Origin of the sequence: Hymenobacter coccineus (assembly GCF_001816125.1) — a bacterium.
Classification (GTDB): Bacteria; Bacteroidota; Bacteroidia; order Cytophagales; family Hymenobacteraceae; genus Hymenobacter; species Hymenobacter coccineus.
Window position 1 is genome coordinate 50,668 of the sequence record NZ_MDZA01000312.1, and the last position, 19,893, is coordinate 70,560.

A 19,893-nucleotide genomic window follows, 5' to 3' on the forward strand; every position below is an offset into this window, starting at 1 on the left:
CCCTTCACGTTTGCTTTTTGCCTTTGCCATGAAGAATGTCGCATTTGCTTTGCTGGCCGGGGCCCTATTGAGCCTGGCGGGCTGCCAGGGTGCCGCCACCAAAACCGACGCCGCGGCGGGCAGCTCCACCTCAGCCGCCGCGCTGCTCACGCCGGGGCCCTGGTTTGGAGAGCTAGCAATACAAGGCCAGCGGCTGCCATTCCTATTCGAGGTAAAAACCGAAGCCGGCCAGCCGGTGGTCTACCTCATCAACAAAGGCCTGAACGGCGAGGAGCGCCTGCGCTGCCCCGAAATATCGGCCGCCGGCGACTCGGCCATCATCAAGCTCCACGCGTTTGACGCCGCGCTAGTGGTGCGAACCGATGGAACAGAAGGAGACAAGGGGCCAAACAAATTGAAAGGTACCTGGGTAAAGTATGACGCAAAAACTCCATACCGGGTACCATTTACTGCTTTGCAAACAGGTATCGACGACCTGTTCGTTAGTGAAGGCACGAAGGTGACTACGCTTTACAAAGGCCTGTTGCAAGGGGAGACATTTAGCACCGTATTTACCGATGAAACTGGAAAAAAGTATCCAGCCGTTGCTGTTATCAAGCAACAAAAAGCGCCGCAGGATGATAATATGGTTGGCACCTTCTTAACTACTACTGGCGACTACCGTTATTTATCAGGAAACTCTGTGAATCGCCAAGGAAAGGAGCACATCATGCTTTCCACGTTTGATGGCAACCATGCATTCTTGTTTGATGCACAGCCTGATAAAAAGCAAGGCATGAGTCTGCTCAAAGGCGACTTTTACTCCGGCAAAACCGGCCACGAAACCTGGACGGCCATCCTCGACCCCAAGGCCAAGCTGCCCGACGCCGATACGCTGACTTACCTCAAGAAGGGCGAGAGCCGGCTGAGCTTCAAGTTCCCAAGCACCGTGCTGGGCGCCAGCATTTCGCCCACCGACCCCAAGTACCGCGGCAAGGTGGTGGTGCTGCAAGTGCTGGGCTCGTGGTGTCCCAACTGCATGGACGAGACCAACTTCCTGGCCCCGTGGTACGAGAAGAACAAGCAGCGCGGCGTCGAAATTATCGGCCTTGGCTACGAGCGGATGCCCGAGTACGACAAGGCCGCGGCGCGCCTACGCGGCATGAAAACGCGGTTCAACATTGGCTATGACGTAGCGGTGGCCGGCGTGTCGAACAAGGATTCAGTGGCTAAGTCGCTGCCGCAACTGGCCAAGTTCCTGGCCTTCCCCACCACCATTTTCATCGACAAGAAGGGCGCGGTGCGCAAGATCCACACCGGTTTCAGCGGCCCCGGCACGGGCAAGTACTACGCGGAGGAAACGGCGGCTTTCAACCAGGAAATCGACAAGCTGCTGAAGGAATAGGGCCCCGGCCGGCGGGAACGGGCGCGGGTGGAGTATATTAGTAATCAATCGGTAGCCGCTAGCAACGGTTGACGATTGATTGGCGATTTTCTTCTCCACTCCCACCCATCCCGGTTATGAAAAACATCCTCGTTGCCACCGATTTTTCGCCCGAAGCGCACCACGCCTTCGAGGTTGCCGTGCAATTGGCCCAGCACACGGGCGGCCAGCTCACGCTGCTGCACGTGCTGGAAGACGCCGACGGGGCGGGGGGCGCTTTCAGCACCGTGGGCGGGCCGGTGAGCGGCCACAGCATCGACCAGATTTTCACCCTCAAGCTGCTGGAAACCACCAAGCGCCGCATGCACGCGCTGCAAGCCGAAGCCACGCAGCTAGCGCCCGGCGTGCCGGTGCAGGACGTGGTGGAGGTGGCGCGCGTGGGCGAGGGCATCCTGGCGGCCATCGAGCGCTGCGAGGCCGACCTAGTGGTGGTGGGCGCGCGCGGCCACGGCGCTACGGAGCACTTCTTCGTAAGCTCGACCACCGAGCGCCTGATTCGACTGGCCCCCTGCCCCGTGCTCACGGTGAAGCACCCGGAGCTTGCCTTTAAAGTACAGCAGATTGTGTTTCCGTCCGATTTTGCGGAGGATGCCACCGAGGCCCTCGCCGGCCTGCGCCGGGTGCTGGCCACATTCCCCGACGCGACGCTGCACTTGCTACACATCGCCGGGGGCGCCAGCGACCATGTGGCCCAGCAGCAAATGCAGGATTTTGCCCAGCAGCACCAGCTTGCCCACGTCGTGGTGGCCGAGGTGGCCGCAAACCACACCAGCGCGGGCATCGAGGAATACACCCGGCGCGTGGCCGCCGACGTGGTAATAATTCCGACCCACGTGCGCTCGGGCCTTAGCCACTTCCTGAGCACCAGCATCGCCGAAACCGTGGCCACCCACGCCTTTCCCCCGGTGCTCACGTACCACTTCGCCAGCTAGTTAGCCGCTGCCCGGGGCCCCTCCCGCAAGCGCAGCCGCACCTGGAAATCGCCCCGCGGCCGCAGGGTGATGAGCGGCTGCTGGGCCACCGGCGGCTGGCCGGCGGGCCACTCCACGTCGAAGGTGCGCAGCAGCTCGACGGCCACCAGCTGCATTTCGGTGAGGGCAAATTGCAGGCCCACGCACAGCCGGGGGCCCCCGCCGAACGGCGCGTAGGCAAACGGCACGAGCGGGCGCGGCGCATCGGGGGCGAAGCGGGCGGGGCGGAACTCGGTGGGCGCGTCCCAGTGCTGCGGGTCGCGGTGCAGGCCATAGAGGTAGAGCGAAAACAGCGTGCCCTTCGGGATGCGCAGGCCCTGGTAGTCGTCGTCGGCCAGGGCCACGCGGTCCACCATCCAGGCAGGCGGGTAAAGGCGCATGGTTTCCTGCACGGCTTGCAGGGCGCGCCCCAAGCGCGGCAAGTCGGCAAACGTGGGAGCCCCAGCGCCCAGCACCTCAGCGGTTTCGGCCTGGATGGCCCGCGCCTCGGCCGGGTGGTGGGCCAGCAGGTACAGCAGCCAGGTGAGGGCGTTGGCGCTGGTTTCGTGGCCGGCCACGAGCAGAATCAGGGCTTCGTCGAGCAGCCGGTCGGGGGCCATCGGTTCGCCGGTGTCCTCGTAGCGGGCGTCGAGCAGCATTTGCAACAGGTCGTCGGGCGGGGCGGGGGCCCCGGGGGCGGCGTTGGCGGCCTGGCGCTGGGCAATGTAGCGTCCCAGCAGCGCCCGCAGCTCGGCCGTGAGGCGGTCGTGGTGGCGGAACTGGCCCCGCAGCCGCCGCCACCAGTTCAGGTAGGGCTGGCGGATGGTGCGGATGTAAAACGCCTGAATTTCCGTAATAAGCTGGGCCAGGCGGTCCAATTCAGCCTCGGCAAAGCTGGTGCTGAACACCGAGCGGGCAATAATGCGGAACGTGAGCCGCGTGAGCAGCGCGTGGGCCGGCACGGCCACCGCCCCGCCACTTTGGGCCGCGGCCTGCACCAGGGGCCCCAGCGTGTCGGCCACTACTTCCTGCATCAGCCCGGTGAGGCCCGCTACCCGCTGGCGGTGGAAGCCGGGCTGAATGAGCCGGCGCTGGCGCAGCCAGTCGGGGCCCTCGTTGGTGAGCAGGCCGTGACCGATGTAGCGCGCAAAGCCGAGCGTGAACTTCGATTTGGCGTAGTTGCGGTGGTTTTTCTGCAAAATGTGCTGCACCAGCCCGGGGTCGCGGGTGAGCACGCTGGGCTGCACCCCGCCGATGTAGAGCCGCGCCGTGTCGCCAAAGCCGGCGTGCACCGCGTCGAGGGCCCCGATGGGGTCGGCCACGAGCCGCAACGAGCCGCGGATGGAGTGCCAGCGCGGCACCTGGGGCAGGAGCGTGTGCGGGGCCTGGGGCCCCAAAGTATCGTCGGCCATAGTGCGGATGGGGCCCTGGCGGGGCCGCGCCCAAAGGTAGGGCGGGCCCCGGGGCCATCCTTTTGCCGGGCCGCCGCGTAAACCCGGGCAGGCCCCGCCGCGGGCCGCCGCCCTTTTTCCAAAACCAACCCGATTGCCCCATGTGGATTGCCCAGAAACCCGACCAGAACGCCCCCCTCGAAGAATTGCAAGGCCGCGCCGTGGGCCTCAAGTTTGAGTGCAACATGTGCCACACCGAAGTCTTCACCGACCTGCTCGGCGTGCCTACCCCCGACCCGATGGCCGACTCGCTGGCCGACACCGACCAGTACGAAAAAGAGGAAGTGAAGTGCCCCAGCTGCGGTATGATCCACACCCTGGAGGTGGACGCGACCTTCGACGGCGTGAAGTTCAAAGTGAGCGACGTGGCCCCCGGCAGCGTCAGCTACCAGGTAGCTGAGCCGAAAGGCTAACGCCCCGCACTATATTAGAAAGGCCGCTTCTGTACCAGGAGCGGCCTTTCTTTTGTGGCCGGCTGGTCCCATGGGGCCCTATTTTTCGCACCGCGTACTGGTGCTGGCCTGGTGCTGGCCGCAGTTTAGCGCGCAGCGCGTAACTGCGCGCCACGGTTTGGGGCGAGTTTGTAACTCGCACAGTTGAACGGCCCAGGCTGCGCAACCCGCTGGGCCGCTGCGCGGCCGTGAGTCGCAGACTCACCCCGTTTTCCGGCCGGCAGTTGCGCGCTGCACGCTAAACTGCGGCCAGTGCGCAACTTCCGGCCTGCGGCTTCCGGGGCCCTATTTCTCCCGCTCAATGGTGTAGTTAATCAACTGCTCTAACGAGGTGCGGCTGGCCGAGGCGGGGAAGGTGTGCAGGATTTCGAGGGCCTCGTCGCGGTACTTTTCCATGGTGGCCACGGCGTAGGCCAGGCCCCCGGATTCCTTCACGAACTCGATGACCTGCTGCACCCGCTCGCGGTGGCCCTCGTTGTTTTTGACGTTGAAAATCATCCGGCGCTTCTCCAGCCAGCTGGCCTGCTGGAGGGCGTAAATCAGCGGCAACGTCATCTTTTTTTCCTTGATGTCGATGCCCACCGGCTTGCCGATTTCGGCCGTGCCGTAATCGAACAGGTCGTCTTTGATTTGAAACGCCATGCCCACTTTTTCGCCGAAGAGGCGGGCGCGCTCCACGGTTTCAGGATCGGCGCCGGTGGAGGCGGCTCCCACGGCCGTGCAGGAGGCAATGAGGGAGGCCGTTTTCTGGCGGATGATGTCGAAATACACGTCCTCTGTGATGTCGAGCTTGCGGGCTTTTTCGATTTGCAGCAGTTCGCCTTCGCTGAGCTCGCGCACGGCCCGGTTCACGATTTTCAGGAGCTGAAAATCGTCGTGCTCCAGGGCCAGCTGCATGCCGCGCGAAAGCAGGTAATCGCCCACCAATACGGCTATCTTATTCTTCCACAGCGCGTTGATGGAGAAAAAGCCGCGGCGGTAATTACTCTCGTCCACCACGTCGTCGTGCACCAGCGTGGCGGTGTGCAGCAGCTCGATGAGCGTGGCCCCGCGAAAGGTGGCCTCGGGCAGGGGCCCCGTGGCGTCGGGCAGGGCGATGCGGGCCGAAAAAAACACGAACATCGGCCGGATTTGCTTGCCCTTGCGCTTCACAATGTAGCCCATTATCTTGTCGAGCAGCAGCACGTTGGTGCGCATCGACTGGCGAAATTTGTGCTCAAACTCAGCCATTTCGGCCGCAATGGGGGCCTGGATCTGGTCGAGGGAAGCGGAGGTGGGCTGCGGCATGGCGTGGCAATATTACGGCGTAACGGCCGAGGCTGGGGTCGGGCGGGGCGCAAAACTTTTGCGCCCCGAATGCCTTACTTGCGGGCCCCGCCCGCGCCTTGCGCCGCCGGGGCCCGCCTCACCCCTGCCCTTGCGCCCATGCTCGCCCACGTTCCGTTCATTCTCACCGGCTTGCGCCACGGCCGGCCATTTGCCGCCGACGCCATGTACCGCGCCGACGGCCGCGCGAAGCCGGTGGTGGTATTCGTGCACGGCTTCAAGGGCTTCAAGGATTGGGGGCATTTCCCGCGGCTGGCCGATTTTTTTGCTGAGCAGGGCTTCGTGTTCGTCAAGCTGAATCTGTCGCACAACGGCGTGGTAGTGGGCGGCACCGGCGATTTGGAGGATCTGGACGCTTTCGGGCGTAATAACTTCAGCCTGGAGCTGGATGATTTGGGCCAACTGCTCGACGCGCTGCACACGCCCGGGGCCACGCCCCTGCCGGCGGCCGAGCTGGATATGGCCCGGCTCTCGCTCGTGGGCCACAGCCGCGGCGGGGCCCTGGTGCTGCTTAAGGCCGCCGAAGATGCCCGGGTGCGGGCCGTGGCCACCTGGGCCGCCATCGCCGACATTGACCAGCGCTGGGGCCCCGAGGTGCTGGCCGAGTGGGCCCGCGCCGGCCACCTCATGGTGCCCAACAGCCGCACCGGCCAGCCCCTGCCCATGTACTACCAGATTGTGGAGGATTACGCGGCCCACCGCCCGCGGCTCGACATCCTGGCCAATGTGACGCACAACTTGCCCCAACCGCTGCTCATCGTGCACGGCGACGCCGACGAAACCGTGCCCCTGGAGGCCGCCCACGCCCTGCACGCCGCCAAGCCCGACGCCGAGCTGCTGCTGGTGCCCGGGGCCACGCACATGTTTGGCGGGGCCCACCCCTGGCCCGGCGCGGCGCTGCCCGAGCCGCCGGCCTGGTAGCGGCGCGCACGGCCGAATTTCTGGCCTGCCAGTCGTGAGCGCGCCCGCCCTGGCCTACCTGCTGCTGGGCAGCAACCTCGGCGACCGGGCCGCCTACCTGCAAGCGGCGCGCACCGGCCTGGCCGCCGCCGGCGAAATTATGGCTACCTCGGGCATCTACGAAACCGCCGCCTGGGGCCCCGCCGACCAGCCGGCCTACCTCAACCAGGCCGTGGCGCTGCGCACCGCGCTGGCCCCGGGGGCCCTGCTGGCCCATTGCCTGGCCACCGAAGCAGCCGCCGGCCGCGAGCGCCACGAGCGCTGGGGTAGCCGCACCCTCGACGTGGACGTGCTGCTCTACGGCGACCTTATAATTGATACCCCGAGCCTAACCGTGCCCCACCCGCGCCTGCCGCTGCGGCGTTTCGCACTGGGGCCCCTGGCCGAAATCGCCACCGCGCTGGTGCACCCGCAACTGCACCTCACCATCGCCGAGCTGCTGGCCCGCTGCCCCGACCCGCTGGCCGTGCGGCCGTGGCTGGGCTAGCGGCCAGGGGCCCCAGTGCCGGGCGCGCAGTTTGCAGGCCAAGGGCCGGCAGCTACAGGAACCAGCGCCGCCGGAGCCGCCCTCGTTGAACGCTCGATGCGCGCCAGCTAGCCCAGTGCCACGGCGGGCCAAGCATCAGCTCCAACCAGCCACTCCTGCTGTTCCTGCGCCCAGCTTATGCGATTTGTTTACTGCGCCGAGGCGACGGTGGCCGTGGGTACAATCTTCTTCACCAGGCCCTGGAGCACCTTGCCGGGGCCGCACTCCACAAAGTCGAGGGCCCCGTCGGCGGCCATGCGCTGCACCGATTGCGTCCAGCGAACGGGAGCCGTAAGCTGGGCCAGCAGGTTGGCCTTGATTTCGGCGGGGGCCCGGTGGGGCTGGCCGTCTACGTTTTGGTACACGGGGCAGCGCGCTTCGCGGAAGGTCGTCTTCTCGATGGCTTCGCCCAGGGCCGTAGCGGCCGACTGCATCAGCGGCGAGTGGAAGGCGCCGCCCACCGGCAGCAGCAGGGCGCGCTTGGCCCCGGCGGCCTTCAGCTGCTCGCAGGCCAGCTCCACGCCGCGCACCGCGCCCGACACCACCAGCTGGCCGGGGCAGTTGTAGTTGGCGGCCACCACCGCGTCGCCCCCGGCGCTGATTTCCTGGCAGATGCGCTCCACCACGTCGTCGGCCAGGCCCAGGATGGCGGCCATCGTGCCGGGCTGCTCCTCGCAGGCGGCTTGCATGGCCTGGGCACGGCGGGCCACCAGGCGCAGGGCATCGGCGAAGTCGAGCACGCCGGCCGCCACCAGGGCCGAAAACTCGCCCAGCGAGTGGCCGGCGGCCATGCCCACCACCCGGCCGGGCACGGCCACGAACTGGGCCACGGCGTGCGCAAAAATGGCCGGCTGCGTCACGTCGGTGCGGCGCAGGTCGTCCTCCGAGCCGTTGAACATCAGCTCGGTGAGCGAAAATCCGAGGATATCGTTGGCCTGGGTGAGGAGCTGGCGGGCGGCGTCGTTTTGGTCGAACAGCTCGCGGGCCATGCCCGGAAACTGGCTGCCCTGGCCCGGAAATACAAAGGCCGGAGCCGACAGCGAAGAGGAAGAAGAAGGGTTCACAGGCAGGAAGCGCAGCGGCTGGTTTGGGTGGAATAGGGCCCCAGCGGGCCGCGGCTACTGCCGCGCCGGCCGGGGCAAACGGCGCGCAAGCTGCACAAAACCCCGCGGCCCACCAAATCGGCCCCGCCGGCCCGGGGCCCCAGCAGCCACCCCGGGGGCCCTAAAAAGCTATCCGAACAAGTACCCATCCTTACAACTCAGGGCCCCTAAAAAGCGAAAGCCGGGCAGCTTCCCGTAAGGAGCCACCCGGCTTTCAATTGCCGTCAAGAAGAAAGCTAACAGCCATCAGCCAAAAGCTAATAGCCTAATAGATGGTCCTAGCGCACAATCTGCACCCAGCCTTTGTAGGTGATTTTCGTGTTGGCCGCGTCGGCAAATTCCACTTCGGCCAGGTAATAGTACAGGCCATCCGACACCTTGCCGCTGCTGCCGCTCTCGCCCACGGCCCCGCCGCCGTCCCAGTTGATGAAGATGCGCGACGTGGTGGTGCTCTCAAAAACCTTCACCCCCCAGCGGTTGAACGCCTTGAAGCGCACGCTGCGCAACGGGCTGGCCGACTTGGGCTGGAAGATTTCGTTCACCCCGTCGCCGTTGGGCGTGAAGATGTTGGGCAGAATGAAGAACGGGCAATTATTCTGGCAAACCACATTGCTGAGGGCGCTGCGCAGCCCCCCCGTGCTCACGGCCTGCACGGCGTAGCAGCCGCCCAGCTCGGGCAGGTTGCGGTGCACGTAGCTCATGGTATTGGTCGAGTCGAGCAGCGTGAGGGCCCCCGTGGCCGTGGCGCTGTAGAACAAGCGGTAGTACGCAATGGGCGCGCTACAACCGGTGGGCAAGGCACTGGCGGTCCAGCGCAGCGAGTTGGCGTAAGTTTGGTTGTCGCCGGGCGGGTTGCGGGCCAGGCTGTCGCAGTTCACCAAGGCCAGCGTCAGCACGGGTATGCAGGGCTGGTCGGTGAGCGTGGTGCAGATGATCTGGCTCTTGTTGAGCAGTTCGCTGAGGTAGCCGGTGGGGTTGTACTGGCCGTTGGTCTGCACGTAGTAACAGTAGGTGTTGCCCTTCACCAGCGCTGGGTCTTTGTCCACGAAGGTGCCACCAGCGGCGGTCGACGTCACCGACCCAACCTGCGCGAAGGGGCCCCCAGCCGCGCCGCTGCGGAACACCAAGGTGGGTTTCTGGGTGTTGTCCCAGGGCGTCTGGAAGGTCCAGCTCACGTTAATCTGCTTGTTGGGGCTGTCGGGCACCAGCGCGGTGCGCACGCTGCTGGCGGTACCGGCCGGCTCCACAATTTCGGTGGTGCTGCCCGCCGACGAGGCGTAGAACAGGTCGAGCTTGTAGGTGTACTGGTTGACTGCGGTGTTGACGTTGGTATCAATGTACACCGAATCGGTGAGGGCAAACGGGGCGGCGCGCACCACCGTGTAGGCCGTGGCGGCAGGCGCCAAGCCCACGGCCCGCGAGAGGCGGTAGCCCGAAGGCGTGTTCAGCAACTGCGTAGTGGTCAGCTTAGCCGGCGACCAGCGCACCGTAATCTGGCCCGTAGCGCTGGTTTGGTCCACGTCCACGTTCTTGAGGCGGGCCGATGAGCCGCCAATGGTAGCGCAGGCCTCAGCCGAGGCAATGCTGGCCCCGAGCCCGGGCAACGGGAAATCGGCGTAGATGCGGTAGCAATACGTTTTGCCCCGCGCTAAGCCCTGCCCGGCATTATCGTCCTTAAAGGCCGATAAATCGGCTGTTACCGAGCCAATCAGCGTGTAGCCAGCACTCGCCGGAATCCCCGTGTCGCAGGGCCCCGGCTTGAAGCCCGACGTATTCTCCTTGCGATAAATGCGGATGAAGCTGGCGTTAGAGCAGATATACCGGCTCCAGGTCAGCGTCACCTGGTTGCCAGTGGGCGTGGCTTGAAGGCTTTGGGGCGGGGGCCCCACCACGGTGATGCGCCACACTTGCTCGTCCACTAGTGGGAAATCAGGAGTGGGCGGACTATCCTGAGCCCGGAAAACTACCGAGTACGGCTCTTTGGCCACGTTGCTGCAATCGGTGGCCCACGTGAAGGTCCCGGTGGCCGTAGGGGGCCCCTTAGACGCTTGCGTGAACAAGGCCGGCGGCAGAATCCCTGAAAAAGCATCCAAAGTAATGGGCGTGGGCGCGGCACTGCCCGCGGCGGTGCCATCGGTCGCTGTCACAGTGCCGGTGACGGTGGTACCGGCAATCACGCACAAGTCGGGCGGAATCGTGAGAATGGGCCGCAGGTTATTGGTAGCTACCACGATAATTTGCATATCGCGGACTACCGAGCCGATCTGGCGGGCCCCAAACTCGCTCCGGCGCCACTCCTCCACGGTAAAGGCTACGTTGTAGAAGCCAGTTTGTAGCGGGGCATTCCAGGTAATCTGACCCGTGCGCACATCCTGCACAAAAATGGCTGGCCCTGCAGTTGGCCCTCCATTGGATGCGGGCACCCCCTTGTAGGGCACTTGCTGGGCCCCCGAGTTCCCGGGCGTTGCCTGCGGGTACACAAAGCCTGCGATATCAGCTGGTATAGGACTATTGTTACTAGGCGGCGACGGCGCTTGCCTGCTAGGGCGCAGCTTAAAAGCCAACGAGTCCCCATCGGCATCATAAGCCCCAGGATTATGCAAAAACACCTGATTTTGACCAGCCTTGTCCACGGCTGGGGTACGCAACACCGGGCTGTGGTTTGGGCCGAGTCCCGGGTCTATTCGAATGACCGAATTGACGTAAAAAGATTGCGTATCTGACTGCGTTCCTATAAAATTCAGAATGTTTCTGTTGCGATTCTCCCCAATAAAACTTACCGTATAAGACTGGGCAGCGGGATAGGTGTGCTCAAAGTAATAAATATTGAGGCCAGTATCTGGATTACCAGGGATGGGAATAGTGTTCCTAATGCCAGTACCAGGCACCCGAGGCACTTCTTCCGAAGCAGTACCATCGCCAAAATACAACTTAGCCGTTGGTTGGTCCGCGCTACTCGGATTTAGATCTTGGTAAATAGTTAGTGTAAAGAATATATGGTTAGGGTTGGCAGGATCCACCCGCGACTCAATATTACCGGCGCGAATGTGCGAGGCGTGCGCTGTACCCGGCAGCAGGGCCCCCAGTACCAGCAGGGCCCCAATAATGGCCAACTGCCAATTGTACCAAATCGCGGAAAGTGCCTTCATAACCGTTTCGTTGTGATTGAGGGGCCCGCCGGCCGTCCCGCCGCGGGCTCGTAATAAACCTGTGTGCTAAGCTAACTTTTTTTTACCTCTGCGGGTTATCTAAGCAGCCCATAACGCCGCCAACGACGGGGGCCCCTGATAAATTCACTGCCTCCGATGCGTGTTGGCTAAAGGCCTGGTTTTTTTGCCTGCTTAGCCCCTCGGCCCTACCTTTGGGCAGCACAAACCTACTATTTCTCCGCCCTGCGGACCGTTTTATGAGTTGGATTTCCAAAACTTTTTCCAGTAGCATCGGGCGCAAAATTGTCATGTCCCTCACGGGCCTGTTTCTGTGCACGTTTTTGGTAGTACACCTCGTAGGCAATTTACAGCTCTTCAAGCACGATGGCGGCACGGCCTTCAACGTTTATTCGCATTTCATGGGTACTAACCCCATCATCCGCACCATTGAGTGGGGCCTGGTGTTGGGTTTTGGCTTCCACATCTACGAAGCGCTGATGCTGACGCGCCGCAACCAGGGGGCCCGCCCCCAGAAATACGTGGCCAACCACTCGGAGCAAAACTCGGAATGGACTTCGCGCAACATGGGTATTCTGGGCAGCCTCATCCTCATCTTTCTCATCGTCCACCTCTACAACTTCTTCTGGCGCGCCCGTTTCGGCGGCTTGGACAAGATTGGCGGTACCGACGTTGAAACACGTGACTACGACAACCTTTATATGGCCGTCGTTTCGTCGTTCCACGTGTGGTGGTACGTGCTATTGTATGTGGCCGCGCAATTCTCGCTGGGCTACCACCTGTGGCACGGCTTCGGCTCGGGCTTCCAGACGCTGGGCCTGAATCACCGCAAGTACACCCCGCTGATCAAGGCCGTTGGCTACGGTTTTGCCGTGGTAGTATCGGCGGCCTTTGCAGCGATGCCCCTCTACTTTTTCTTATTTACGGACGATAACGGCCAGCTTACTTCGGCCGTGTCGCCCTTGGTCCATTCCCTCACGCTAGCCCTGAAATAACTATGTTTCTGGAATCAAAATCGCCCGAAGGCCCCCTAGCCGAGAAGTGGGACCAGCATAAGTTCAACGTTAAACTCGTCAACCCCGCCAACAAGCGGAAGTACGACGTAATTGTGGTGGGCACCGGCCTGGCTGGCGCTGCCGCCGCCGCATCGCTGGCCGAGTTGGGCTACAACGTCCACGCCTTTACCTACCACGACTCGCCGCGCCGGGCCCACTCCATCGCAGCCCAGGGCGGCATCAACGCTGCCAAAAACTACCAGAACGACGGCGACTCGGTGTTCCGTCTGTTCTACGACACCATTAAGGGTGGCGACTATCGCTCCCGCGAGGCCAACGTGTACCGCTTAGCACAGGTATCGGTCAGCATTATTGACCAGTGCGTGGCCCAGGGCGTGCCCTTTGCCCGCGAGTACGGCGGCCTGCTGGCCAACCGCTCCTTTGGGGGGGCCCAGGTGAGCCGCACGTTCTACGCCCGCGGCCAGACCGGGCAGCAGTTGCTGCTGGGGGCCTATTCGGCCCTGAGCCGCCAGGTAGCCTACGGCAAAGTGAAGCTGCACACCCGCTCTGAGATGCTGGATTTGGTGACAGTTGATGGGAAAGCCGCCGGCATCGTCACCCGTAACCTGCTGACGGGTGCCATTGAGAACCACGCGGCTCACGCAGTAGTGCTGGCCACTGGCGGCTACGGCAACGTGTTCTACCTGAGCACGAATGCTATGTATTGCAACGTAACCGCCGCCTGGCGGGCCCATAAAAAGGGCGCGTACTTTGCCAACCCCTGCTTCACCCAGATTCACCCCACCTGCATCCCGGTATCGGGCGATTACCAGTCGAAGCTGACGCTGATGTCGGAGTCGCTGCGTAACGACGGCCGCGTGTGGGTACCCAAAACCAAGGAGCTGGCCGAGCGCCTGCGTAAAGGCGAAATCAAGGTAAAAGACCTCAAAGAGGACGACCGTGATTACTTCTTGGAGCGCAAGTACCCCGCCTTTGGCAACCTCGTACCGCGCGACGTAGCCTCGCGCAACGCCAAGCAGATGTGCGACGAAGGCCGCGGCGTGGGCAGCACCGGCCTGGCCGTGTACCTCGATTTTGCCGACATCATCCAGCGCACCAGCGCCGAAGCAGTGAGCCAGAAGTACGGCAACCTGTTTGAGATGTACGAGAAAATCACCGACGAGAACCCATATGAATTGCCAATGCGTATCTACCCGGCGGTGCACTATACCATGGGCGGCCTATGGGTTGATTACAACCTGCAAACCACCGTGCCCGGCCTCTACGCGGCTGGTGAGTGCAACTTCTCTGACCACGGTGCTAACCGCCTCGGGGCCTCTGCCCTTATGCAGGGCTTGGCCGATGGCTACTTCGTGATTCCGTACACCATTGGTGATTACCTCGCCAAGACGGCCCCCAAGCCGGTGGACACCAACCACCCTGCCTTTGCCGAGGCTGGCAAAGCAGTGGAGGAACGTACCGCCAAGCTGCTCAGCATAAAGGGTAACCGTACCCCCGACCAGTTCCATAAAGTTCTGGGCCACATCATGTGGGAATACTGCGGCATGGCCCGCAGTGCCGAGGGCCTCACCCATGCCAAAGCCGAAATTCAGAAGCTGAAGCGCGAGTTCTGGCAGGACCTGAAACTGACCGGTACCAGCGAGGAGCTGAACCAGGCGCTGGAAAAAGCCGGCCGCGTGGCGGATTTCATCGAACTGGGTGAGTTAATGATAGACGACGCCCTTGACCGGAACGAAAGCTGCGGTGGCCACTTCCGCGAGGAGTACCAGACCCCCGAAGGCGAGGCACTGCGCGACGACGAAAACTACGCCTACGTGGCCGCTTGGGAGTTTATGGGCGAGAACCAGCCCGAGCGCCTCAACAAGGAGGAGCTGCAATTCGAGAATGTGAAGCTGACCCAACGCAGCTACAAGTAATCAATTAAAAATTATGAATTATGAATTAAAAATTGAGTCTTGAAAACCTCCACACACCGAGGTATCAATTCATAATTTTCAATTCATAATTTTTAATTCAAAAACTATGGCCGGCTCCAACCCCAACGCTAAACCAATGAACCTGACCCTGAATGTTTGGCGGCAGCCCAGCCCCAAAGCGCAGGGAAAGATCGTAGAGTATCAGGTAAAGGATATTTCGCCCGAAATGTCGTTCCTGGAGATGCTCGACGTGCTGAACGAGGACTTACTGCACAAGGGCGAAGACCCCGTGGCGTTTGACCACGATTGCCGCGAAGGCATTTGCGGTTCGTGCGACCTGTTCATCAACGGCCGCTCGCACGGCCCGGAGAAGGGCACTACTACTTGCCAGCTCCACATGCGTAAGTTCTCGGATGGCGACACTATCACCATCGAGCCCTGGCGGGCCAATTCCTTCCCGATCAACAAAGACCTGAGCGTGGACCGCTCAGCTTTTGACCGCATCATCCAGGCCGGTGGCTACGTGAGCGTGAACACTGGTGGGGCCCCCGACGGCAACGAGATTCCAATTCCGAAAGACATTGCCGACCGAGCCTTTGAGGCGGCTACGTGCATCGGCTGTGGCGCGTGCGTGGCAGCTTGCAAAAATGCTTCGGCCATGCTGTTCGTATCGGCCAAAGTATCGCAGCTGGCTCTACTGCCCCAAGGCGACGTGGAGCGCAAAACCCGCGTTGAAAATATGGTGGCCCAAATGGACATCGAGGGCTTTGGAGCCTGCTCCAACATCGGTTCTTGCGCTGCTGAATGCCCGGTGGGCATTTCGCTGGAAAACATCGCTATCCTGAATCGCGAGTTTTTAACTGCCAAAGCCACGTCGAACAACTTGGCGTAAGCTTTCGTCCCTTTTAAAAGGGCGCAGCGGCTAAGCCGTTGCGCCCTTTTTTGTTGACCATTTTTTCTTATCCCCATTTTTGGTCTCTTACCGTCCCATTAGCCGCGGCCACATAACCAACGGCAGCGGGAGTGGTTTAGCTGGTGGCCTTTGCTTCATCATTCGTTTTTGCTTTGATTACCCTGATTGTCAGCACCAACCGCCCCAACTCCCGCGCCCGCCGCGTGGCCAGTCTCTACGCATCTCTGTTGCACGCACTGGGCGCCGAAACCCAGTTCCTGGATTTGGCCGATTTGCCCGCCGATGCGCTGGAGAGCACCCTATACCACAACACGGGCAAGCACGAAGCCTTCAACCGCCTGGCCGCTGGCCTCAATGCCAGCGACAAAGTGGTATTCTTCGTGCCCGAATACAACTGCTCGTTTCCCGGGGCCCTAAAATTATTCATCGACGGCCTCCCCTACCGCGGCGGCCTGCGCGGCAAAAAGGCCGCGCTGGTGGGCCTGGGCACCGGCAGCCAAGGCGGCAGCCTGGCCCTAAGCCACCTCACCGATGTGCTGATGTACCTCAACTCCGCCGTACTACCCCAGCGCGTACGCCTTCCCTTCATCGACAAAGAACTTACCGCTGAAGGCCATTTGGCTACCCCGTTGCTAATGGAATTACTACGCGAGCAAGCGGCGGCACTGCTGGCGTTTTAGCTTTGCCGGGCTTATGGCAATCGTATCGTAGTAAGGTGTCTACCAAATTGTTGCGAGTTACCTAACAGCAAAGAAGCCCGCCCTGAGTCAATTCAAGGCGGGCTTCTTTGCTGTTAATGAATGCAACGTATTAGTCCACGTTGTCGTGCAGGAAGCGGTTATCGCCAAGCAATTCGTTGTCGTCTGATAGGTTGAAGCGGGAGATATTCTGCTCTGAGCTGGGCACTACGGTTTCTAGTTTTACCTGGCGGCGCAGGTAAGCCGGGGCCTCGTACTGCGTCACGGCATCGGGTGGCAAGCCATGGCTTAGCTCCTGCATGCGGCGGCGGCGCTCCTCGGCCTGGGCATCCATAGGGCGCGGGCGGGCGGGGGCAGTGGTCGTGTTGGCCGGCAGCAGCACGGGCTCGCCGGGTCCCGTAATAGGCTGGCCGGTGAGGGGTGGCGTATTGCCGGGCAGGCCCGGGCCATCCAAGGTGAGGTGCACGCGGGTCGGCTCAGCAGCAGGGGGCCCAAAGCTCGGCACGAACGGCGCAGCAGAGGCCCCAGCAGCGCTGGCAGGCGTGGCCTGCTCTGCCTCAGAAGCAGCTTCGGCCGCTGGGCGCTGGCCGGGCGTAGTGATGGTGTGCGCCTCCCGGGCGAAGCCGGTAGCAATCACCGTTACCCGGATGCTCTGGCCCAGCGTTTCGTCCACACCGTGGCCGAAAATCATCTCCGCATCCTGCCCGGCTTTATCCTGGATGTACTCAGTGATTTCCGTTAGCTCGTCCATTTCCAGCTCGTGCTCGATGCCCGACATGATGGAGAGCAGGATTTTCTGGGCCCCGTGGATATCAGTATTATTGAGCAGCGGCGAGTTCAAAGCCTCCTCAGCGGCGCGGCGGGCGCGGTTTTCACCATCTGTGATGCTACTACCCATTACGGCGGCGCCCGATTGCTTCATGGTCGTTTTCACGTCCTCAAAGTCCACGTTCACGTCGCTCGTCACCGTGATGATTTCGGCAATCGACTTGGCGGCCGTGGTCAGCACGGTATCAGCCTTAGCAAAAGCGGCACTCATCGTCAGGTTGCCATAAATCTGGGGCAGCTTGTCATTGAGAATCACCAGCACCGTGTCGCAGTGCGCGCTCAGTTCCTTGATGCCCTCCTCAGCCTGCAAGCGCTTCTTCTTGCCTTCGAACAGGAAAGGAGCCGTCACGATGCCCACCGTCAGGATGCCCAGTTCCTGCGCTACCTGCGCAATAACCGGAGCGGCCCCGGTACCGGTGCCGCCGCCCATGCCCGCCGTGATGAAGAGCATCTTGGTGCCCTGGTTTAGCAGCTCGCGGATTTGCTCTTTACTTTCCAGCGCAGCTTGGCGGCCACGCTCGGGCTTGGCCCCCGCGCCGAGGCCCTCGGTCAGATCCACCCCAATTTGGAGCTTGTTGGGCACCGTCGAGCTTTGCAGTGCCTGCTGGTCGGTGTTGCAAATGATAAACTCCACGTCCTTGATGCCCTGCTTGTGCATGTGCTTCACGGCGTTGGAGCCACCGCCGCCCACCCCAATCACTTTAATGATGGATTTGGTTTGGGCAGGAATATCAAATTTGTAATTCATATGGGTTCATTTAACATTTAGCAATTAACATTTAACATTTTCGCTCGCAGATACCCGTGGGCCCCCATAAATAAAAATGTCAGTTGTTAAATGATAAATGATAATTGTTAAATGATTTAGTAAGATTTATCGTCGTAGTCGTCAATCAGCAGCCCTTTCGTGCGGCTGAGAATGTCCTTGAAGAAACCGGCGGCGCGGCTGGGCTGCTTAGGCTCTTTTTTGGGCTCGGGGGCCGGGGTTGCCGCCGGGCGCGCCGGCAAGGTGGCCTGCGGTGCTGGGACAGCGGGTATCGCCGCGGGGGGAGACACCACATAGGCGCTGGGCTCCTCGTCGAACAACGAGCGCGGGCTGCGCTCTTCCAGGCCCTGGTAGCCCGATAGCACGAGGCCCACCGTGGTGGCATACATCGGCGACTTCACGGCCTCGATGCGGCTCTTGCCCAGGTGCTGGTTCGGGTACCCGATGCGGGTATCCAAACCGGTGATGTACTCGGTGAGCTGCTCCAGGTTTTGCAGCTGCGAGCCGCCGCCGGTGAGCACAATGCCGGCCGAAAGCTGGTCGTGCAGGCCCATGCGGTAAATCTCGGCATACACCAGCTCCATAATTTCCGACATCCGGGCCTCGATGATATAGGCCAGGTTTTTCAGCGAAACCTCCTTGGGCGGGCGGTTGGGCAAGCCAGGGATGCTTACGATTTCATGGTCGCTGGCTTCCTCGGCAATAGCTTTGCCGAACTTCACCTTCAACTGTTCAGCTTGGCCGGGGGCCACGTTGCAGCCCTGCTTAATGTCCTGGGTGATGATGTTGCCCCCGAACGGCAGCACCGCCGCGTGGCGGATGATGCCATCCTTGAAGATAGCCAGGTCGGTGGTACCACCCCCGATGTCAATCAAGGCCACGCCGGCCTCTTTCTCTTCCTCCGAGAGGATGGACATGGAGCTGGCCAGCGGCTCCAGGATGAGGTCAGCGATTTCCAACCCCGCCTTGGTCACGCACTTATTGATGTTGTTGATGGCCGTGCTCTGGGCCGTGATGATGTGGAAGTTGCCCTCCAACCGCACGCCCTCGTAGCCCACGGGGTCCACAATGCCCTCCTCGTAGTCCACCTTGTAATCCTGGGGCATTACGTGGATGATCTGCGAGCCGGGCTGCGTCACGAGCCGGTACATGTCCTGGGTGAGGCGGTTCACATCGTCGGGCCCGATGGTATCGGCCGAGTTGCGGGTGATGCTGCCGTTGTGACGCAGGCTTTTGATGTGCTGCCCGGCAATGCCCACGTTCACCACGCCGATGCTGATGCCCGACTGCTCCTCAGCCTGCCGAATGGCCCGGCGGATGGCGTCCACTGTCTTGTCAATGTTGAGCACAATGCCCCGCGAAACGCCTTCCGACACGGCTTTGCCCATGCCCAGAATTTCGAGTTTGCCGAATTCGTTTTTACGGCCCACCAGGGCGCAAATTTTTGTGGTGCCGATGTCGAGCCCGACGACGATTTTATCCTGTTGCATGAGAGAGGTGCCTGGCGAAAGCAATTGGGGCGGGTAAAAAAAATACTGGACCTGCGCCCAATGTAAGTATATATCAGCGAATTACTATTCGCAGATGATTTGATTTTGGTACTCTACATTCACCCGGTGGTAGGTGTCCCAACCGAGGACTGATGGAATTTGGCGGTAAAATACCATAAGCTTAGCGAATTTATCGGGAATGTTGTCCGGGGGCCCGAATTCTACGCGCTGGTCGCCCACCTGTTGGGTGAAAGATAAGCGGCCATCCGCCCCAATTATTACCTCCGCCACCTGCGCCCGCCAAAAGGGATGTTCATCCACGAAACGAAGAAACCCAAGGCAGCGTTGCCCCGTGCTGTCCTGAAAAAAATCGGCCGGTAGGGCCGCCCCACCGGGCCGGGCCACCGTGGCCACCCGCGCCGTGTAGAGCGGCGAGAGTGGCAGCGGCCGGCCGGCGGCGTCCACGTAGGTATCGAGGCGGGCGTCGGGGTGCGTAAGGCGGGCAATGGGGCGGTTCTGGGTCACGTCGGCGTGTAGATCACCGGCCAGGTCGCGGTACACCTGGGCGGTGCGCACGAACGGGTGGGCAGCGAGGCGGGCTTCCAACTCGCGCAGCCGGGGCCCCTCGGGACGGGTGCCCAGCACCGGCTCCTGGCCGCCCTTGGTGAGCAATGCCGTCACGCCCCGCTCGCTGATAAAGTAATTATCAAACTCGTTGGCGATGCGCACATCCACGGCCCCCACCGGCCGGTGGGCCTGGCGCACGGCCGCAAATACGCCCAGCCCGCCCAGCACCAGGAGGCAGACAAAAACAACGGAGAAATTACGAACGGTGCGGTGCATGATTACAGAGAAAACTGAAGCAATAAGTTACTGATTATGCTCCAAGAGATTTGAAAATTGGATGA

16 protein-coding genes are annotated in these 19,893 nt (G+C 61.9%); 9 read left to right on the forward strand and 7 right to left on the reverse strand.

Features of this window, described 5'->3' with window-relative positions:
• Nucleotides 1–28 precede the first annotated feature (28 nt).
• Together BEN49_RS16390 and BEN49_RS16395 are read left to right on the forward strand one after the other, a co-directional pair.
• Nucleotides 29–1,384 carry a TlpA disulfide reductase family protein gene (locus tag BEN49_RS16390; protein ID WP_083326191.1) on the forward strand — a complete coding sequence of 452 codons (1,356 nt, stop codon included), beginning with the start codon at nucleotides 29–31 and terminating at the stop codon, nucleotides 1,382–1,384.
• Nucleotides 1,385–1,500: 116 nt separating this feature from the next.
• Nucleotides 1,501–2,355: a universal stress protein gene (locus BEN49_RS16395; protein WP_070745185.1), complete on the forward strand. Its 855-nt coding sequence runs from the start codon at nucleotides 1,501–1,503 to the stop codon at nucleotides 2,353–2,355.
• Here BEN49_RS16395 and BEN49_RS16400 read toward each other — a convergent pair.
• Entirely contained in the window at nucleotides 2,352–3,785 is a 1,434-nt protein-coding gene (locus BEN49_RS16400; protein WP_070745188.1) for a cytochrome P450, read from the reverse strand. The two genes, BEN49_RS16395 and BEN49_RS16400, sit on opposite strands and share 4 nt — an antisense overlap.
• 140 nt (nucleotides 3,786–3,925) lie before the next feature.
• On the opposite strand from BEN49_RS16400, the gene BEN49_RS16405 reads away from it, so the two are divergent.
• Nucleotides 3,926–4,237, forward strand: a complete 312-nt coding sequence (locus BEN49_RS16405) for a hypothetical protein (protein ID WP_070745191.1) — start codon at nucleotides 3,926–3,928, stop codon at nucleotides 4,235–4,237.
• A 324-nt stretch (nucleotides 4,238–4,561) separates the two neighbouring features.
• Here the strand turns inward: BEN49_RS16405 and BEN49_RS16410 are convergent, their stop codons facing one another.
• Entirely contained in the window at nucleotides 4,562–5,563 is a 1,002-nt protein-coding gene (locus BEN49_RS16410; RefSeq protein ID WP_070745194.1) for a polyprenyl synthetase family protein, read from the reverse strand.
• Between the two features lie 138 nt (nucleotides 5,564–5,701).
• Here BEN49_RS16410 and BEN49_RS16415 point away from each other — a divergent pair, with 138 nt between their 5' ends.
• Entirely contained in the window at nucleotides 5,702–6,523 is an 822-nt protein-coding gene (locus BEN49_RS16415; protein ID WP_070745255.1) for an alpha/beta hydrolase family protein, read from the forward strand.
• 34 nt (nucleotides 6,524–6,557) lie between these two features.
• A complete protein-coding gene (folK, locus tag BEN49_RS16420) occupies nucleotides 6,558–7,049 on the forward strand; it encodes a 2-amino-4-hydroxy-6-hydroxymethyldihydropteridine diphosphokinase (RefSeq protein ID WP_070745197.1) in 492 nt (163 codons plus the stop codon).
• A 188-nt stretch (nucleotides 7,050–7,237) separates the two neighbouring features.
• Here folK and fabD read toward each other — a convergent pair whose 3' ends face one another.
• Nucleotides 7,238–8,152, reverse strand: coding sequence for an ACP S-malonyltransferase (gene fabD, locus BEN49_RS16425; protein ID WP_262490214.1), 915 nt, complete (start codon nucleotides 8,150–8,152; stop codon nucleotides 7,238–7,240).
• A 317-nt stretch (nucleotides 8,153–8,469) separates the two neighbouring features.
• Nucleotides 8,470–10,560 carry a T9SS type B sorting domain-containing protein gene (locus BEN49_RS16430; protein ID WP_158022975.1) on the reverse strand — a complete coding sequence of 697 codons (2,091 nt, stop codon included), beginning with the start codon at nucleotides 10,558–10,560 and terminating at the stop codon, nucleotides 8,470–8,472.
• Between the two features lie 1,037 nt (nucleotides 10,561–11,597).
• Between BEN49_RS16430 and BEN49_RS16435 the strand changes: the two genes are divergently transcribed.
• The 4 genes from BEN49_RS16435 to BEN49_RS16450 all read left to right on the forward strand — a co-directional run bounded on the left by BEN49_RS16435 (nucleotide 11,598) and on the right by BEN49_RS16450 (nucleotide 15,883).
• On the forward strand, nucleotides 11,598–12,353 hold the full coding sequence (locus tag BEN49_RS16435; protein WP_070745206.1) for a succinate dehydrogenase cytochrome b subunit: 756 nt from the start codon (nucleotides 11,598–11,600) through the stop codon (nucleotides 12,351–12,353).
• Between the two features lie 2 nt (nucleotides 12,354–12,355).
• A complete protein-coding gene (locus BEN49_RS16440) occupies nucleotides 12,356–14,290 on the forward strand; it encodes a fumarate reductase/succinate dehydrogenase flavoprotein subunit (RefSeq protein ID WP_070745209.1) in 1,935 nt (644 codons plus the stop codon).
• 136 nt (nucleotides 14,291–14,426) lie between these two features.
• Entirely contained in the window at nucleotides 14,427–15,182 is a 756-nt protein-coding gene (locus BEN49_RS16445) for a succinate dehydrogenase/fumarate reductase iron-sulfur subunit (RefSeq protein ID WP_070745258.1), read from the forward strand.
• A gap of 173 nt (nucleotides 15,183–15,355) precedes the next feature.
• Nucleotides 15,356–15,883: an NADPH-dependent FMN reductase gene (locus BEN49_RS16450; RefSeq protein ID WP_070745212.1), complete on the forward strand. Its 528-nt coding sequence runs from the start codon at nucleotides 15,356–15,358 to the stop codon at nucleotides 15,881–15,883.
• 130 nt (nucleotides 15,884–16,013) lie between these two features.
• On the opposite strand, the gene ftsZ is transcribed toward BEN49_RS16450, so the two are convergent.
• From ftsZ to BEN49_RS16465, 3 genes are all read right to left on the reverse strand, one after another.
• Entirely contained in the window at nucleotides 16,014–17,477 is a 1,464-nt protein-coding gene (gene ftsZ, locus BEN49_RS16455) for a cell division protein FtsZ (protein ID WP_070745215.1), read from the reverse strand.
• A gap of 116 nt (nucleotides 17,478–17,593) precedes the next feature.
• Nucleotides 17,594–18,985, reverse strand: a complete 1,392-nt coding sequence (gene ftsA / locus BEN49_RS16460) for a cell division protein FtsA (protein WP_070745217.1) — start codon at nucleotides 18,983–18,985, stop codon at nucleotides 17,594–17,596.
• An 84-nt stretch (nucleotides 18,986–19,069) separates the two neighbouring features.
• The gene (locus BEN49_RS16465; protein WP_070745220.1) at nucleotides 19,070–19,828 is read right to left on the reverse strand and encodes a cell division protein FtsQ/DivIB; all 759 of its coding nucleotides are present in this window, start codon (nucleotides 19,826–19,828) and stop codon (nucleotides 19,070–19,072) included.
• Nucleotides 19,829–19,893: the final 65 nt, after the last annotated feature.

Excerpts from the sequence above, each read along its gene's own strand:
- BEN49_RS16440 (WP_070745209.1), top strand. The coding sequence starts at position 12,356 with ATGTTTCTGGAATCAAAATCGCCCGAAGGCCCCCTAGCCGAGAAGTGG.
- BEN49_RS16445 (WP_070745258.1), top strand. The coding sequence starts at position 14,427 with ATGAACCTGACCCTGAATGTTTGGCGGCAGCCCAGCCCCAAAGCGCAG.
- BEN49_RS16435 (WP_070745206.1), top strand. The coding sequence starts at position 11,598 with ATGAGTTGGATTTCCAAAACTTTTTCCAGTAGCATCGGGCGCAAAATT.
- BEN49_RS16390 (WP_083326191.1), top strand. The coding sequence starts at position 29 with ATGAAGAATGTCGCATTTGCTTTGCTGGCCGGGGCCCTATTGAGCCTG.
- BEN49_RS16400 (WP_070745188.1), bottom strand. The coding sequence starts at position 3,785 with ATGGCCGACGATACTTTGGGGCCCCAGGCCCCGCACACGCTCCTGCCC.
- ftsZ (WP_070745215.1), bottom strand. The coding sequence starts at position 17,477 with ATGAATTACAAATTTGATATTCCTGCCCAAACCAAATCCATCATTAAA.
- ftsA (WP_070745217.1), bottom strand. The coding sequence starts at position 18,985 with ATGCAACAGGATAAAATCGTCGTCGGGCTCGACATCGGCACCACAAAA.
- BEN49_RS16465 (WP_070745220.1), bottom strand. The coding sequence starts at position 19,828 with ATGCACCGCACCGTTCGTAATTTCTCCGTTGTTTTTGTCTGCCTCCTG.
- BEN49_RS16405 (WP_070745191.1), top strand. The coding sequence starts at position 3,926 with ATGTGGATTGCCCAGAAACCCGACCAGAACGCCCCCCTCGAAGAATTG.
- BEN49_RS16415 (WP_070745255.1), top strand. The coding sequence starts at position 5,702 with ATGCTCGCCCACGTTCCGTTCATTCTCACCGGCTTGCGCCACGGCCGG.
- BEN49_RS16395 (WP_070745185.1), top strand. The coding sequence starts at position 1,501 with ATGAAAAACATCCTCGTTGCCACCGATTTTTCGCCCGAAGCGCACCAC.
- BEN49_RS16410 (WP_070745194.1), bottom strand. The coding sequence starts at position 5,563 with ATGCCGCAGCCCACCTCCGCTTCCCTCGACCAGATCCAGGCCCCCATT.